Annotated in this window: 14 protein-coding genes; all 14 read right to left on the minus strand. The window is 40.8% G+C overall.

Annotated features, from left to right (window positions below):
* Positions 1–16: 16 nt before the first annotated feature.
* A complete protein-coding gene (gene nusA / locus FNK51_RS00780) occupies positions 17–1,147 on the minus strand; it encodes a transcription termination factor NusA (RefSeq protein ID WP_063231835.1) in 1,131 nt (376 codons plus the stop codon).
* Between the two features lie 43 nt (positions 1,148–1,190).
* The gene (gene rimP / locus FNK51_RS00785) at positions 1,191–1,664 is read right to left on the minus strand and encodes a ribosome maturation factor RimP (protein WP_063231836.1); all 474 of its coding nucleotides are present in this window, start codon (positions 1,662–1,664) and stop codon (positions 1,191–1,193) included.
* Between the two features lie 193 nt (positions 1,665–1,857).
* Positions 1,858–6,180, minus strand: a complete 4,323-nt coding sequence (locus FNK51_RS00790) for a PolC-type DNA polymerase III (RefSeq protein WP_141992153.1) — start codon at positions 6,178–6,180, stop codon at positions 1,858–1,860.
* 158 nt (positions 6,181–6,338) lie between these two features.
* Complete coding sequence (locus FNK51_RS00795; protein WP_098370992.1) at positions 6,339–8,039, minus strand: proline--tRNA ligase; 1,701 nt, start codon at positions 8,037–8,039, stop codon at positions 6,339–6,341.
* A gap of 267 nt (positions 8,040–8,306) precedes the next feature.
* Positions 8,307–9,575, minus strand: coding sequence for an RIP metalloprotease RseP (rseP, locus tag FNK51_RS00800; RefSeq protein WP_063231839.1), 1,269 nt, complete (start codon positions 9,573–9,575; stop codon positions 8,307–8,309).
* 7 nt (positions 9,576–9,582) lie between these two features.
* Positions 9,583–10,743, minus strand: a complete 1,161-nt coding sequence (gene dxr, locus FNK51_RS00805) for a 1-deoxy-D-xylulose-5-phosphate reductoisomerase (protein ID WP_098370993.1) — start codon at positions 10,741–10,743, stop codon at positions 9,583–9,585.
* A gap of 42 nt (positions 10,744–10,785) precedes the next feature.
* Complete coding sequence (locus tag FNK51_RS00810) at positions 10,786–11,583, minus strand: phosphatidate cytidylyltransferase (protein WP_098371376.1); 798 nt, start codon at positions 11,581–11,583, stop codon at positions 10,786–10,788.
* 25 nt (positions 11,584–11,608) lie between these two features.
* Positions 11,609–12,382, minus strand: a complete 774-nt coding sequence (locus FNK51_RS00815) for an undecaprenyl pyrophosphate synthase (RefSeq protein ID WP_141992154.1) — start codon at positions 12,380–12,382, stop codon at positions 11,609–11,611.
* A gap of 400 nt (positions 12,383–12,782) precedes the next feature.
* The gene (frr, locus tag FNK51_RS00820) at positions 12,783–13,340 is read right to left on the minus strand and encodes a ribosome recycling factor (RefSeq protein WP_034313637.1); all 558 of its coding nucleotides are present in this window, start codon (positions 13,338–13,340) and stop codon (positions 12,783–12,785) included.
* Positions 13,341–13,343: 3 nt separating this feature from the next.
* Positions 13,344–14,066, minus strand: a complete 723-nt coding sequence (gene pyrH / locus FNK51_RS00825) for a UMP kinase (RefSeq protein ID WP_057913387.1) — start codon at positions 14,064–14,066, stop codon at positions 13,344–13,346.
* Positions 14,067–14,191: 125 nt separating this feature from the next.
* Positions 14,192–15,076, minus strand: a complete 885-nt coding sequence (gene tsf / locus FNK51_RS00830) for a translation elongation factor Ts (protein ID WP_141992155.1) — start codon at positions 15,074–15,076, stop codon at positions 14,192–14,194.
* A gap of 308 nt (positions 15,077–15,384) precedes the next feature.
* Positions 15,385–16,098 carry a 30S ribosomal protein S2 gene (gene rpsB / locus FNK51_RS00835; RefSeq protein ID WP_095678842.1) on the minus strand — a complete coding sequence of 238 codons (714 nt, stop codon included), beginning with the start codon at positions 16,096–16,098 and terminating at the stop codon, positions 15,385–15,387.
* Positions 16,099–16,252: 154 nt separating this feature from the next.
* A complete protein-coding gene (locus tag FNK51_RS00840; RefSeq protein WP_141992156.1) occupies positions 16,253–16,885 on the minus strand; it encodes a hypothetical protein in 633 nt (210 codons plus the stop codon).
* Positions 16,886–17,119: 234 nt separating this feature from the next.
* Positions 17,120–17,884: a FliA/WhiG family RNA polymerase sigma factor gene (locus FNK51_RS00845; RefSeq protein WP_141992157.1), complete on the minus strand. Its 765-nt coding sequence runs from the start codon at positions 17,882–17,884 to the stop codon at positions 17,120–17,122.
* Between the last annotated feature and the right edge of the window lie 7 nt (positions 17,885–17,891).

Consider the following 17,891-nt stretch of genomic DNA (forward strand, 5'->3'; position numbering starts at 1 on the left):
CTTTTTTCACCTCGAATTACTCGTTATCCTCTTCGAAATCTGTTTCCTCTTCAGTAACATAACTATCTCTGCTCAAAAGGAATTCCTGTTCTTCCACAGGATAAATACCAGCTTCGCGGGCTTCCGTTTCACTCTTGATATCAATTTTCCAGCCTGTAAGCTTGGCAGCTAAACGGGCATTTTGTCCACGCTTACCAATTGCCAGGGAAAGTTGATAATCCGGAACGATTACAGTCGTCGCCTTTTCCTCTTCTTTAACAATAACTTCAAGTACTTTTGAAGGGCTTAAAGCATTCGCAACGAAAATGACCGGATTCTCCGACCATTTAACGATATCGATCTTTTCACCTTTCAATTCGTTGACGATGGCTTGAACGCGCTGACCTTTTTGTCCTACACAGGAACCGACAGGATCGACTTCTTCGTTATCGGAATGCACGGAGATTTTTGAACGGTCGCCTGCTTCGCGGGCAACTGACTTAATTTCTACTGTTCCATCAAAAATTTCAGGCACTTCGATTTCGAATAAACGTTTTAAAAGGCCAGGATGTGAACGGGATACAAAAATTTGCGGGCCCTTGGAAGTCTTTTCAACTTTAGTGATGAAAACTTTAATGCGATCATGAGGTTTATACTGTTCATTCGGCATTTGCTCATTCACCGGGAGCAAAGCTTCGATTTTACCTAGGCTGACATAAATGAATCGGGAATCCTGGCGTTGAACGATGCCAGTCATGATATCCTCTTCACGATCGATGAATTCGGCATAAATGATGCCTCGTTCCGCTTCACGCACCCTTTGAGTAACGACTTGTTTTGCTGTTTGTGCAGCAATACGGCCGAAATCCTTAGGTGTTACTTCCATTTCGACAATATCCTCTAACTGATAGTTGGGATCAATTGCTCTTGCTTCTTCAACAGAAATTTCCAGACGCGAATCGAACACTTCGTCAACAACGTCTTTTCTGGCAAATACACGCATAGTTCCTTTACCAAGATTCAAGTCGATACGTACATTTTGTGCTTGGTTAAAGTTACGGCGATATGCCGATATAAGGGCAGATTCAATCGCGTCGATCAAAACCTCCCTGGAAATTCCTTTTTCGTGTTCTAAAATATAGAGAGCATCCAATAACTCATTGCCCATGGTGATCCCCCTTACGGATATTTAAATTAATGATTTGCTTGACTTATGAGAAGGTAATCGCCAATCTTGCTTTGGCTACCTTTTCGAATGGTATGACGATCGTTTTCTTTCTTGTCTTGATTCTGACTTCGAGTGTCACTTCTTCACCATCGAAACTGGTTAAGATTCCTTCGAATTCTTTTTCATCTAAAATGGGCTCGTATGTTTTTATGTAAACATTTTTACCGATAGCATTAAGGAAATCCTTCTCTTTTTTCAGAGGCCTTTCAGCTCCGGGTGATGAAACTTCGAGAAAATAATTTTGTGGAATCGGATCAACCTCATCAAGCTTTTCACTGAGTTTTTCACTCACATTTCCGCAATCATCAATATCTACGCCTGTTTCTTTATCAATGTACACTCGAAGGAACCAGCTTTTACCTTCCTTCACATACTCCACTTCGACTAATTCAAGCTGCAATTCTTCAAGAATTGGTAATGCTAATTCCTCTACGACTTCCGTTACCTTTTTACTCATTTGTTTCCTCCATACGTGCGTTGTATGCGCTTGGTTTCGGATTCAAAATTAAATGGTCAATACAACACGAAAGAGTGGGTTTCCCCACTCTTGCCATTGGTTCCTCTTAGTATTTCCAATAAAAATATACCATAATCAAGATTTTTATGCAAATACCTTGTCTGTTTCTTCCTTTTTGAAATCAGTTTCCTCTTTAAAATAAAGATAACTGATTTTGTTCAGGCAATGACTCCAGACAGCCTTGTTTATCAAGATATTCAAGGATGGTCTTCGAAACCTTCCCCCGTTGTTGAAGATCTTCTTTTGAGAGGAATTCACCATTTTTCCGCGCATTGACGATATTGATCGCCGCATTCGTTCCGAGACCAGGTATCGAATTGAAAGGCGGTATCAAAGTATTTCCTTCAATTAAGAATTGATCTGCACTGGATTTGTACAAGTCCACTTTAGCGAATGAAAATCCGCGTTCACACATTTCCAAAGCAAGTTCAAGGACCGTCAATGTATTCTTTTCCTTTGTGGATGCATCCAATCCCTTTACCATGATTTCTTCCATTTTTGATTTGATCGCTTGCGATCCCCGTGTCATGGCGTCGATTTCAAAATCATCGGCACGTACTGTGAAATAGGCTGCATAATACAATAAAGGCAGATGCACTTTAAAATAGGCAATCCGGACAGCCATTAAGACATAAGCTGCAGCATGGGCTTTCGGGAACATGTATTTAATCTTCTTACATGAATCGATATACCATTCCGGCACCTCATTTTTCCTCATTTCCTCTTCGAATTCCTCCGAGAGCCCTTTCCCTTTACGTACAGATTCCATGATTTTAAACGCTAGGGAAGGATCTAGACCTTGGTATATCAGATAGACCATAATATCATCCCGGCAGCCTATAACCTCACTTAGTGTACATATGCGGTTGTGGATCAGTTCCTGTGCATTGCTCAGCCATACATCCGTACCGTGGGAAAGCCCTGAAATCTGAACAAGCTCGGAAAATGTCGTTGGTTTCGTATCTTCAAGCATCTGCCGGACAAAACGCGTACCAAATTCCGGAATGCCAAGCGTACCCGTTTTACACATGATCTGTTCTTCGGTAACTCCTAAAGATTCAGTACTGCTGAATATTTTCATTACTTCTGGATCATCGGTGGGAACGGTCTTTGGATCGATGCCACTTAAATCTTGAAGCATCCGGATTACAGTCGGATCATCGTGACCAAGTATATCAAGTTTCAAAATATTATCGTGAATGGAATGGAAATCAAAGTGAGTTGTTTTCCACTCAGAATTCCTGTCATCCGCAGGGAACTGAATTGGTGTGAAATCATAGATATCCATATAATCCGGAACAACGATAATTCCGCCCGGGTGCTGTCCAGTCGTCCTTTTCACACCAGTACAACCGGCAACAAGGCGATCAGTCTCGGCTCCACGCATATGGATGTTATTATCAGAGGAATACCCTTTTACATATCCATAAGCCGTTTTTTCAGCGACCGTACCAATCGTTCCGGCACGATATACATATTCTTCACCGAATAAGACCTTCGTATAGTTATGGGCCTTCGGCTGATATTCACCAGAGAAGTTCAAGTCAATATCCGGAACCTTATCCCCTTTAAATCCAAGGAAAGTTTCAAACGGGATATCATGCCCGTCTTTTGTATAAGCAATGCCACAATCGGGACAGTCTTTATCTGGCAGGTCAAACCCGGAACCTACAGAACCGTCATTGAAGAATTCGGATTTCTTGCACTCCGGACATACATAATGCGGCGGAAGCGGATTCACCTCTGTAATTTCAGTCATGGTGGCTACGAAAGATGATCCAACCGATCCCCTTGAGCCAACTAGATAACCATCATTCAAGGATTTTTTAACAAGTTTGTGAGAAATCAAATAAATAACGGCAAAACCGTGGCCAATGATGCTTTTCAATTCTTTCTCAAGACGGGCTTCCACGATTTCCGGCAGGTTCTCTCCATAAATCTTCCTTGCCATGCCATAACTCATTTCACGCATCTCTTCTTCTGCACCTTCAATTTTAGGTGTGTATAACTCATCCTTGATTGGCTTGATTTCCTCAATCATATCAGCGACTTTATTCGTGTTGGTTACCACGACCTCTTTGGCTTTCTCAGTACCGAGGAAGGAGAATTCCCGTAGCATTTCATCTGTTGTCCGAAAATGTACGTCAGGAAGCTTATGACGATTCAGCGGATTTGCGCCACCTTGTGAATTCACTAGGATTTTACGGTAAATTTTATCATTCGGATCCAAATAATGCACATTTCCCGTGGCTACGACTGGCTTATCCAATTTTTCACCAAGCTTGACGATATTGGAGATGATCGTTTCTAATGATTTATCATCCCGTACATATTCAAGCTCAATCAAATGCTGATACACTTCCTTCGGATGGATTTCAAGATAATCGTAGAATTCGGCGATATCGACGACTTCCTCAAAACCCTTCTGCATCATCCCTTCAAAAACTTCCCCTTTATCACATCCCGATCCGACCAAGATTCCTTCACGATACTTTTTAAGTTGTGAGCGTGGTAGTCGGGGCACACGATAGAAATAATCGATGTGTGATATTGAAACTAATTTGAAAAGGTTTTTTAAGCCAGCCTGTGTTTGCGCGATCAGCGTACAATGGGACGGCCGGGAACGCTGATAAGCATTTCCTTTACCCATATTGTCATTAAGTTGATCATGATGGGTAATCTCCTTTTCCATTGCATCCTTTAGCATCTTCAGCATAAGGTAACCTGTAGCTTCGGCGTCATAAATGGCCCTATGATGCTGGGTCAAATCAATATCGAACTTTTTACATAATGTATTTAACCGGTGATTTTTAAACTCCGGGTATAAGAAACGGGCAAGTTCCAATGTATCAAGAACAGGATTGGAAGCTTTAGGATAACCAAGGTTTTTATAGCCTATATTCAAAAACCCCATATCGAAGGCTGCGTTGTGGGCAACCAGAATCGCATCGCCCGCCCATTCCTTGAACTTTTCTAGTACTTCCGAGACTTCCGGAGCATTTTCTACAAGATCATCAGTGATTCCAGTCAATTCTATCGTCGTATTGGATAGTGGGTGATGCGGATTCGCAAATGACTCGAATCGATCAATGATGTCACCGTCACGAATTTTCACTGCAGCAAATTCAATGATCGTATCATAAACGGCTGACAGGCCTGTCGTCTCTACGTCAAATACAACATAGGTGGCATCTGCCAAAGCGATATGAGCCTCATTATAAACAATGGGTACACCATCATCTACAAGATTCACTTCGACACCATAAAGGATTTTGATACCATTCTTTTTCCCGGCACTATAAGCTTCAGGGAATGATTGTGCTCCCGCATGATCTGTAATGGCCACGGCCTTATGCCCCCACTTTGCAGCCTGGGCAACAAGTGCAGAAGTAGGTGTCACTGCATCCATCTGGCTCATTGGGGTATGCATATGCAGTTCTACACGCTTTTCCCCTTCTGGAGCCTTATCCTGCCGTCCTTGTTTAGAAATTTCATTTATATCATTTGCGATCATTACAAGGTCACGTACGAATGTATCATTTTGGATGCTGCCTTGGGCACGTACCCACATCCCTTTTTTCACTCGGGCAAGTATTGCAGCATCTTCTTTATCACGCGAAAACATTTTGACCAATATCGAGCTCGTATAATCAGTGACTTTAAAAGTCAACAGGCTTCGTCCGCTTCGTAACTCACGCACTTCTGCATCAAATACGAAGCCTTCGATAGCAATCCTGCGCTCTTCATCAATAATTTGTTCAATTCTGCGGAAATCCGCATCTTCTTTAATCGTATAGCCAATTTTAACCGGTCCGTCGTAGACGGCATCGTCGCCGCCTTTTTCCGATTCTTTTTTCTGCATTTCCACTAGGGCAGCAAGTCCCTTTTCTGCGTCTTCCTTTTGTTTCTCTTCTAAAAACTTCTGGTAATCAGGATTCGAAACCGTTTCCTTCACTTCCGCTTCAAGTGTCAACGGAGGAAAACCGAATGTTTGGTAGATATTCGAAATGATGCCGGAGTATTTTCGTTTCAACTGACCAGCCTCCGTATCATTTCGGGCGCTAACGATAACCTTATATCCATTCACCGTTGGCACTTGTTCATTTAGAAGTGATAACAGTGCCGGAGACATGCCTTCAAGCTCGCCGATGCAGTTTTTCCAATACTCTTTTACCAATTGTTCCGTCACTTGCGGATTAGCTACGTTCAAGTTGAATGTGACCTTCGCAATATGGGAAAACGTACTTGCTAGATGAGTAGCAAGTCTTGTATGAACACTGCAAGGAATTAATGCAGGTATATTAAAAGCAAAATGCCATGTTTTGGACTCCCTCTCGATTGAGAGCTTATCAATTTCGGCACCTATGAAATAATTCACAAAGGCATCCTCAGTCAAGTCCATTTGCTGGAGCAAGAGTTGAAATCTCTCTCTACCGCTATTTGGATTTTGATCCATTCCCTCTCTCCCCTATCTACTATCTCTTATTTTTCACTATCATTTTCTTTTGATACCAGAGGCTATTATAACATATCATGAATGTTTCACTAGTATCCAAATCCATGAAAAGGAAAGGCATCATCCAAGTGAATGATGCCTAATTCCGCTATTTTAAATTATGCCATTATTTCGTGAAGCTTTTGAGTCAGTTCAGATCTTTCAATTTCAAGAACCTCACCCGTTTTACGAATTTTCACTTCGACGATTCCGTCGGATGCCTTTTTACCAACAGTCACCCTGACAGGAAGACCGATCAAGTCAGAGTCTGCGAATTTCACGCCCGCACGTTCTTGACGATCATCCATAAGAACTTCCATGCCTTGTGCCTTTAGATCATTATATAAATCTTCTGCAAGGGCAGCCTGAGCCTCATCCTTCATATTGATTGGAATCAAATGGACTTGGTATGGCGCCAAATTCGTTGGCCAGACCAATCCTTTTTCATCGTTGAATTGTTCAGCAACAGCGGCAAGTGTACGGGAAACACCAATGCCATAACAGCCCATGATCATAGGCTGCGTCCGTCCATTCTCATCCAGGAATGTCGCATTCATAGCTTCGGAATATTTAGTTCCCAGTTTGAATACGTGGCCTACCTCAATCCCTTTGGCAAATTTAATTATTCCGTTTCCGTCCGGTGATGGGTCACCCTCTTGGATGAAACGAAGATCTATATAATTGGCCACGTTAAAATCACGAGCGGGATTTACGTTCACATAATGGTGGTCTTCCTCATTTGCACCACAAATTCCATTAACCATGGCCTCGACGGCAACATCCGCAATCACTTCAACTTCAGAAGTGACATTGATTGGTCCAAGAGATCCAATTGTACATCCTAAGACTTCTTTCGTCTCATTTGGATCGACCAATTCAACGATTGAAGCGTTATAGAAATTCTTCAGCTTGATATCATTGACTTCATGATCTCCTCGTACCAAAACAAGCACATACTTTTCATCCACTTTAAACAATAACGATTTAATTAGTTTCTCTGCACTAGTATTCAAGAATGAAGCAACTTCTTCAATCGTTTTTTGACCTGGTGTATGGATTTTTTCAAGTGCAATTTGTTCTTCGGAGCTTTTTTCATATTTTACGCTCACAGGTGCCATTTCAATATTAGCTGCATAATCGGAACTATCCGAATAAGCGATGGTATCCTCCCCTATTTCAGACAGGACCATGAATTCATGTGTATCCTTACCACCCATTGCCCCCGAATCGGCAATGACGGCACGGAAGTTCAACCCACAACGGCTGAATATATTCGAATATGCCGCATATAAATTTTTATAAACAGCATCCAGGCTTTCTTGATTAGCATGGAAAGAATAAGCATCCTTCATGATGAACTCACGTCCACGCAACAATCCGAAACGCGGTCTTTTTTCATCACGGAATTTGGTTTGGATCTGGTAAACCGTTAATGGAAGACGCTTATATGATTTCACCTCATCACGAACTAAGCTGGTTATCACTTCTTCATGTGTGGCACCAAGCGCAAATTCACGGTTGTTACGATCCTTAAGCCGCATCAACTCTGGACCATAAGTATACCAGCGTCCAGATTCCTGCCAGAATTCGGCTTGTTGTAAAGCCGGCATCAATAGTTCTACTGCTCCAGCATTTTCCATCTCTTCCCGAACGATAGCCTCAACCTTTTGAAGCACCTTCTTTCCAAGCGGCATAAAACTATAAACCCCGCTGGAGTTTTGTCTCATAAATCCTGCACGTAATAGCAGCTGATGACTTTTGATTTCAGCATCTGCAGGCACTTCCCTCAATGTAGGGATCAACGTCATACTTTGTTTCATATCTGCACCTCTTCAATATTTCCTTTAAATTAATTGCGGCTACGGTAAAATTCATACCGTAACTTGAATACGGTCATTTCATACAAAAAAGACTTTCCGCGTTATTCAGAAAAGCTAATTTAATATACTCATTCTCGATTATACTTACGATTTCCCTAGAAAACAAACAATTTCCCCAAAACGGTTAAAAAACTAGGAAATCCCTTCAGATAAGAAAACGGCCAACAGATAAATCTGCTGGCCTTTTTTGCACTGTCCAAACATGTCTTACAGGAAGAACCGCTGGATGTCATTCCATGTAACGACAATCATCAATAACATCAGCAACGCAAAGCCGATGAAGTGAACCATTCCTTCTTTTTGACGGTCAATTGGTTTCCCTCTTAAGAATTCGACCACAAAGAATAACAGCCTTCCCCCATCCAATGCCGGCAGCGGAAGCAGGTTCATGATTCCCAGGTTAATGCTGAGCAGCCCTGCCCATTTCATTAACGTGAATAAACCTTGTTTCGCTACTTCCTCAGTTGATTTATATATTCCTACAGGACCAGATAAACTGTCGATCGTAAATCCACCCGTTACGAGGTCACCAAGGATGATGAAGATTTGTTTTGTCCAAAAATACGTTTCTGTAAAACCATATTGTATAGCTTTAATCGGTGCTTTTTCAACCGGAGGGTAAACACCGATAATGCCGATTTTCTTCCCTTCCCTCTCCACTTCTTGTGGAACAACCGGAACTTCTAATGTTTTCCCGTCCCTGTCAACGACGAACTCGATCTCTTGCCCAGGATTCTTTTGAATGCTTTCCTGAACATCTCCCCAAGTGGAGACTTCCGTCCCTTCTATGGATTGAATGACATCCCCCGATTTTAAGCCGGCATTTACTGCCGAACCATCTGGAGTCAACTCACCAAGTTTCGCTTCATCCACCACGACTCCTTGAAACAGGCCAATCAACACAAAAATGACAAAAGCCAAAACGAAATTCATTGCCGGTCCAGCTACAATCGTCAGGAAACGATGTCCAAGCGACTTTGAGGCAAATTGCCGGTCAAAAGGAGCAATCTGGTTCTCTACACCATTTTCAACGATCACCGCTTCTTTATGAATGGCAAACGTTTTTAGTGTATCTTCCTCGCCCTCCTCATAACCAGTAAGGATAAGTTTATGATCAAGGTCGATCACTTCAACTTCCACAAGACGAATATCAGGATATTTATCTTTATTGTTCAAAATGATTTTTGTAACATTCTCTTCATTATCAAACATTAATCCCACCCGATAGCCGGGCTTCAATTCAATATTTTCTGCGTCTTCACCAGCCATACGCACGTACCCGCCAAGAGGGAGCAATCGAATGGTATATACGGTTTCCTTCTTTTTATATGTGAATACTTTTGGCCCGAAACCGATTGCGAACTCACGGCATAAAATTCCTGCTCGCTTTGCAAACACTAAGTGCCCAAGCTCATGGAAAAATACTAGAGCTCCAAAAATGATGATGAACGCTATAATCGTTTCTAAAGTCTGCATGTTCCGGTCACCTATCTTTCACTAAAGATTCTATATACTGCCTTGTCATATTATCGACTTCCTGAATCGTTTCTAAATCTGGAAGGGCTATGACGGAATGCTGATTCAGCGCTTTTTCAATTAACGTTTCAATCTCAAGGAAGGTTATCTTTCCAGATAAGAATGCAGAGACTGCGGCTTCATTGGCGGCATTCAACACAGTAGTCATCGTTCCGCCCATTTTACCTGCTTTATAGGCGAATTGCAAACAAGGGTATCTGGTGAAATCCATATCGCTAAAATGCAGTTTGCCTGCTTCAGCAAGATTAAGTCGTTTGCGTCCTGCTAGCGGAATACGGTCTGGATAAGTAAGTGCATATTGTATCGGCACCCGCATATCCGGTGTCCCCAGTTGTGCTATTACGCTGGAGTCATGAAACTCAACCATGGAATGGATGATGCTCTCCTTATGTAGCAATACATCAATTTTATCGTAGGGAAGATCGAATAGCCAGTGGGCCTCAATTACTTCCAATCCCTTATTCATCATTGATGCTGAATCGATCGTGATTTTAGCTCCCATTGACCAGTTCGGATGGTTCAGTGCCTCTTCCACCGTTACATCCTTCAATTCTTCCCTGGTCCGATCTCGAAAACTGCCTCCCGAAGCGGTAATGACTAGGCGTTCTATATTTTTTTCCTTTTCACCTTGCAATGCCTGAAAAATAGCGGAATGCTCACTGTCAACCGGCAGCAATCTGGCCCCCGCTTTTTTTGCTTCACTTATGACCAAATGACCTGCCGTCACCAAAGTCTCCTTGTTGGCGATAGCAATATCTTTTTTAGCCTTTATTGCTTGAAGTGTCGGATAAAGACCCACGCTTCCGATGACAGCATTGACCAATATCGAAGCCTGACCATAAACGGCAACAGCAGTCAATCCCTCATCTCCATACATGAACTCGATATCTTTGCGGCTGGAGAATTCACTTTTCAAAACATGATAATCTTCTTCCGTCTGGACTGAAACCAGTTTCGGTTCAAACTCTTGTATATAAGTCCTGACCAATTCTATATTCTTTCCAGCAGAAAGCGCCACGATCTTGAATTGATCAGGATGGGACCTAACTACATCCGCTGTTTGTTGACCAATCGATCCTGTCGCGCCCAAAAGGCTGATATTTTTCAAATTGTTCATCTCCTAATTCAATAACGCTTGCCTATATTTATATTATAAAACATGCAATAAATGCAAAATCGGTAAAATGAATATCACGCTATCAAGCCTGTCCAAAATTCCTCCATGTCCCGGGAGAAGCTTCCCTGAATCTTTAACGCCATAATGACGTTTATACGCCGATTGGACCAGATCACCCAATTGCCCGAATACCCCAATGATTAATGAAATCAATAATAATTGTAATAACGTGTAGTCAAGGTTGGAGAAGACGTAAAATAGAACACCCACTACCATAGCGGAAAATAACCCGCCGATAAATCCTTCTACCGTCTTGTTTGGACTTATTTCTGGCCAAAGCTTTCTTTTACCAAGTGATTTACCAATGAAGTAGGCTCCGGAATCGGTTGCCCAGATCGTAAATAGGGTAAGCAGGATATAGATCAGCCCCAACCCCAAAGAGTCACGTGTTTCAAATAGGTAGTAGAAACCTATCCCCAAGTATAGGATTGAAATCACTAGAAAGCCTGCGTCATCAAAAGTGAAACGGTTTTTTGAAACGACTGTATAAAGTAACAGCAGCAAAACCCCGATTAAGAAGACTTGAACTTTATCGTAATTTATTTCTGCTAAAAAAGCAGTATGCTCATTAGGCAATAAAAGCACCCACAATAATATGTGTGAAAGAAATGCTTCAAAAGACAGTACACGTAACTTTTTCATTTTCATCAGTTCATACAAACCAATTGACCCTAACAGATAAACCGTCAGTAAAAAGGGAGTGCCCCCTAAAATGACTAGTGGAATGAAGATAGCGGCAACTACGACCGCCGTAATAATTCGTTGTTTCATTATTCCATTTTCCTCGCCTTCTACATTAAACGCCACCGAATCTTCGTGAACGCTTTTGATACTCCTCAACTGCCTGCAATAAATGCTCTTCACTAAAATCCGGCCATAACACCTCAGTAAACCACATTTCAGTATAAGCCGCCTGCCAAAGCATGAAATTACTTAAACGGATTTCACCGCTTGTACGGATCAGTAAATCAGGATCCGACAAATGTTTGGTCATCAGGTAACTGGATAGCATTTCCTCAGTTACATTTCCCTTTATTATACCATTCTTAGCATCTTGAATGATGCTATTCACTGCAGATACAATTTCCCCGCGGCTTCCATAATTCAGGGCAAAATTCAGAATCATCCCATCATTGCCTTTCGTGTCTTCCATTGCCCGTTTAACGGCACTTTGAGTATGTGACGGAATGAGAGACAAATCCCCTATCATTTCAACTCTTACATTTTCGGAAATGAGCTCGGGTAAAAATGTCCCAAGAAATTCCTGTGGAAGCTTCATCAAAAAGTCGACTTCACTTTTCGGACGTTTCCAATTTTCAGTGGAAAACGCATAGACTGTCAAAGTTTTGACCCCTAATTTATTGGCAACTTTCGTAATTCTACGAACGGTTTTCATACCTTCATGATGACCCGCCACACGTGGCAATGCACGCTTTTTGGCCCAACGGCCGTTCCCATCCATAATGATGGCGATATGCTGAGGAACATCAAACTGTTTAATATGCTGAATCCTATTTGTTACATCGGAAGAAGCATCTTTTTTAACGAAACGCTTCCAAAGTGAATACATATGTTAGTCCCCCATCAGGTTGTACTTATCTCTCTACAAAGGCAAAGTTTTTCGTGCACTATGTATATCAAGCTTTCTGCCGCTTAAAAAGAATCTATATTATAATATCAAAAAAAAACTGGTTCTCATATTATTATTATGAAAATTATTTCTTCATTAGAAGCTAGAAAGGGAGAAATCATTACTTCTTTTTTTCTAAAACCGGTTATGATTACCATGAAAAATGCAAAAAAAGGACCACCTCCAACGTTTGCATGCAACATACTAACTCAAGGAGTAATCATTATCGGAGAAACCTTATTATAACAGTTTTCTCCTTTAAGCACACCTATATGTTAGAACCAAGACATGACCCAGTATGGATTCGGCCCTCTTTATTTAATCAATTCTTCAATGGAAATTATACTTCCAAAATTTCTTTTTCTTTATCTTTTGTAATTTCATCGATTTTCGTGATATTTCCATCTGTCATCTTTTGGATGTCATCAGCATAGCCACGTAAATCATCTTCAGTGATTTCACCACTTTTTTCAAGCTTTTTCAAATCATCATTAGCATCGCGACGCACATTACGGACAGCTATTTTCGCTTCTTCCGCTTCTTTTTTCACAACTTTCACAAGCTCTTTTCTGCGCTCTTCAGTTAACGCCGGGATGGCTATCCTGATGATCGATCCATCATTAGAAGGATTTAAGCCTAAGTCTGATTTCAAAATCGCCTTTTCGATTTCACCCAATACCGTTTTATCATATGGTTGAATTACTAATAGTCTAGCTTCCGGGACAGAAATACCAGCCACCTGATTAACTGGTGTCGGCGAACCATAATAATCAATCGAGATTCTATCTAGCAATGAGGCGTTTGCCCTTCCGGCACGGATGCTTGCTAATTCACGTGTGTACGCTCCAATGGCTTTTTCCATTTTCGTTTTCGCATTCGAAATAACTTGTTTCGGCATCTTTTATTTCCCCCTTACAATAGTTCCAAGCGTTTCGCCTAAAACGGCCCGTTTAATATTACCTTTTTCCATGATCGAGAAGACGATCAATGGAATATCATTATCCATGCATAATGAGGACGCAGTTGAATCCATTACTTCTAACCCTTCTTTAATCACATCAAGATAGGAAAGTTCATCATACTTCACTGCATTTTTGTCCTTAACCGGATCTGCATTGTAAACGCCATCCACATTATTCTTCGCCATCAAGATGACATCAGCTTCAATTTCAGCAGCACGCAGGGCGGCAGTGGTATCCGTTGAGAAGTATGGATTACCTGTACCAGCTGCAAAAATCACCACTCTCTTTTTCTCTAGATGCCTGATTGCACGGCGTCTAATGTAAGGTTCTGCGACTTGTCTCATTTCAATGGAAGTTTGCACGCGCGTTTCAATTCCAAGCTGATCAAGGCTGTCTTGTAATGCCAATGAGTTCATGACTGTAGCCAGCATACCCATATAATCGGCATTAGCACGATCCATGCCCATTTCACTGCCTATTTTCCCGCGCCAAATGTTTCCGCCGCCGACAACAACAGCCACTTCCACATCAAGCTCAGCCACTTCCTTGACTTGTTCAGCAATAGATTTAATTACTGCAGGGTTAATTCCAAATCCTTCTTCACCGGCTAATGCTTCGCCACTTAGTTTTAGAACGACACGTTTATATTTAGCGTTACTCATGAGAACCTCCAACTATGTAATCTTTTCATTCGTTCATCATGCTTTCTTGCAATACTACCAAAAATTCATGATATTTCAAAAAATAGGGAACACAAGAGTGTTCCCCATTATTAATTATCTGACAATTAGTCTTTTTTAACTTGGTTCATTACTTCTTCAGCAAAGTTTTCTTGACGTTTTTCAAGACCTTCCCCTACTTCATAACGAACGAATGATTGGATTTTTCCGCCTTTTGATTCAACGAATTGTCCCACTTTTTGATCAGGGTTCTTAACGAAAGCTTGTTCGTTAACACAGATTTCTTCGTAGAATTTATTGATACGTCCTTCAACCATTTTCGCAACGATTTTTTCAGGTTTTCCTTCATTAAGTGCTTGCTGCGTAAGAACTTCGCGTTCGCGGTCTAATTCACTAGCATCTACTTGGTCGCGAGAGATATATTTAGGGTTAATTGCAGCGATATGCATTGAAACGCCTTTAGCTGCCTCTTCGTCAGTTGTACCTTCAAGAACTGATAGTACGCTGATACGTCCACCCATGTGAAGGTATGCACCAAATGCGTCGTTATCTGTTTTAGAAACGACTTGGAAACGACGAAGAGTTAATTTTTCCCCGATTTTAGCAACAGCAGCATTGATATGATCTGCAACTTTTGCTCCATTTTCCATTGTTTGCTCAAGAGCTGCTTCAACGCTTTCAGGTTTGTTAGCAAGAAGGAATGCAGCTAATTCTTTAACAAGATTTTGGAAGCCTTCGTTTTTAGCAACGAAATCAGTTTCTGAGTTCACTTCTAGAATAACCGCTTGGTTTCCTTCTACAACGATTGAAGTTAAACCTTCAGCAGCAATACGGTCGCCTTTATTAGCAGCTTTTGCAATTCCTTTTTCACGTAGGAAATCGATTGCTTTTTCCATATCGCCTTCTGTTTGTACAAGTGCCTTTTTACAGTCCATCATACCGGCACCAGTTTTTTCACGCAATTCTTTAACTAATTGTGCAGTGATTGCCATAATATATATCCTCCTCAAATTAAATGCAGTTTATTCAATCTTTACCCATTATTGCCAAAAAATACTTGTTATCATCAAAGAAAATAACGAGTCTTGACAATTTTTCCGAAAAAACATCCACTTTTTCAGTCAATTTGACGGAACTAAACTAGCTGATGATTTTCATCCCTTAAAAATCGACCATACCTTTTTAAAAAGACATTACGTACAGTGATTTTATGTATGTTTATTTAGTGCAAAAAAAAGGGATAAAAGGCATTATCCTCTTATCACCTTTTTCTTACTGAATAAGCAACCTTTTTTACTTATTAAGCAGTAGTTGTTTCAGTTGCTGTTTCTTCGCCTTGTTTAGCTTCTAAGATAGCATCTGCCATTTTACCTGTTAATAATTTAACAGCACGGATTGCATCGTCATTCGCAGGAATAACTACATCGATTTCATCCGGGTCACAGTTTGTATCAACGATACCAACAAGTGGAATGTGTAATTTGTGTGCTTCCGCAACAGCAATACGCTCTTTGCGAGGGTCGATAACGAAGATCGCATCTGGAAGAGTCTTCATATCTTTAATACCGCCTAAGAATTTTTCTAAGCGATCCCATTCTTTTTTAAGTTGGATAACTTCTTTTTTAGGAAGGACTTCGAAAGTTCCGTTTTCTTCCATTTTTTCGATATTTTTAAGACGAGTGATACGTTTTTGGATTGTTTCAAAGTTTGTTAAAGTTCCACCTAACCAACGTTGGTTTACATAGTACATACCAGAACGGATAGCTTCTTCTTTAACAGATTCTTGAGCTTGTTTTTTAGTTCCGACGAAAAGAACAGTACCACCGTTAGCAGCTAGTTCTTTCACGAAGTTATAAGCTTCTTCAACCTTTTTAACTGTTTTTTGAAGGTCGATGATGTAGATGCCGTTACGCTCAGTGAAGATATATTTCTTCATTTTCGGGTTCCAGCGACGTGTTTGGTGTCCGAAATGCACACCAGCTTCAAGCAATTGTTTCATAGAAATGACTGACATTTTAGTTCCTCCTAAATGGTTTTGTTTTTCCTCCGCACCGATCATTTTCATACAGAAACTGTCGTAACAGCACCATCTGCAAGAATCACGGGGCGTGTGTATTAACACCATTTCATAATATATCATAATGGCTCTGTACAATCAAGAGATAACTTTATCTATTCTTGCGAAACTTTAGTAATAGCTCTATCTCCGTTTGACCGCGACCTAACTTTTTGGCGATTTCCTCTACTGAATTCCCTTGATCCGCTAACATATCCACTTTTTCATTAAATGACCGTTCATTTAAAGAAGCCTGCAGCATGTCCGAAAATTCCATGCCAGCCGGCTTCCCCTCGATTTTAGGGGAAGTGACTGCCGATGAAAGCTCCAATTTGTCCTCGACTTTTACGAGTAAAGCATTGGCCTCATTTTCTTCAGGCACTATTTTATAAGCGTTAATCACCTGCATTTTAGCTGCGGCACGACTTCCCTCTTCATACTCAATGTTTTGTTCTTGTTTTTCTTCCTTATCTTCCTTTGTTTCCTTGATTGAACCATGTTCTTGTCCTTTTTGTCCATGATCGTGATTCAATGCCACCGAATTGGTGAATGCCTTTACCAATGTCTCGTTGTCCTCTTTCATCTCCATTAAATAACCAGACAAAAGTTGTTCCATTTCTCCGACGATGGCTTTTTGGTCTTTTTCCAACTTACTTAAACGATTTTGGCGAAGATATAAAACGATGATGGCAAAAATGGTGAATATGTTTAATACAAACAACAGAAATATAAAAAACGCTGACATGTTGCCTCCTAATTAACCGGAATAGTCAATCCTGTTACCTTAATACGGATGGGGATCTTTTTTCACTGTTGTTTTTTCTTGATTACTTTCTCTATGCTTTCATGACAAAGTACAGTTCGAACATTCTGTGATTTCGAAACATTTATTGATGCTGATACCCGTAAGAATTCTTTCAAGTTGACTTATAGGGGCATTCTTCGTTCTCCAAAGCCCCCTTTAGTCAAAATATCATGATTAAATCTTTTGATCTTGCATCGTGTTTCTTAATTTATATATCGCTTTCGAGTGTATTTGGGATATCCGGGACGTAGATAGGCTCATCACTTGTCCTATTTCGGTTAATGTTAGTTCTTCCTTATAAAAAAGCTGTAAAACCAACTGTTCTTTTTCATTAAGCGTTTCTATGACTTTGGCTAATTCCACATACAGTTCTTCCCTTAACACATGTTCCTCAGGTAAATCCGCCTTTTCATCTTTAATATGAAAATTCGCGCTTTCTTTATCGTCCTCTTGGGGACTTTCATCAATAGATAGTACATTGGCAAAGAAATTCTCATTTAATGCAGCATATACTTCATCTTCCGGGATATTCAATTCAGTGGCAATCTCATTTGGCGAAAGGTTCCTCATGTATTGCTGCTCCAGCTGTTCTATTGCTGATTCAATTTTCTTGGCTTTATCTCTTGCACTCCGTGGAAGCCAATCCTCTTTCCTTAATCCATCTAAAATAGCACCACGAATTCTAAAAGATGCATATGTGTCAAACTTCAGGTCACGCTTCGTATCAAAGCGTTCCAGGGCATCGAATAACCCCATCATCCCTAAACTCCTTATATCATCCCGGCTCACATTTTTAGGAAGACTTACTGAAATACGTTGAACATGATACGATACGAGAGGTATGTATTTCTTTACCAAAATGTCCCCGGCTAGCGGATCTCTGCAATCCACCCAATTTTTCCAACATAACCGCTCTTCTTCGATGGTCAGATGAGACATTGGACAT

The sequence above is a fragment of the Bacillus sp. B4EP4a genome, assembly GCF_006680105.1.
GTDB classification, from domain to species: Bacteria; Bacillota; Bacilli; order Bacillales; family DSM-1321; genus Peribacillus; species Peribacillus simplex_E.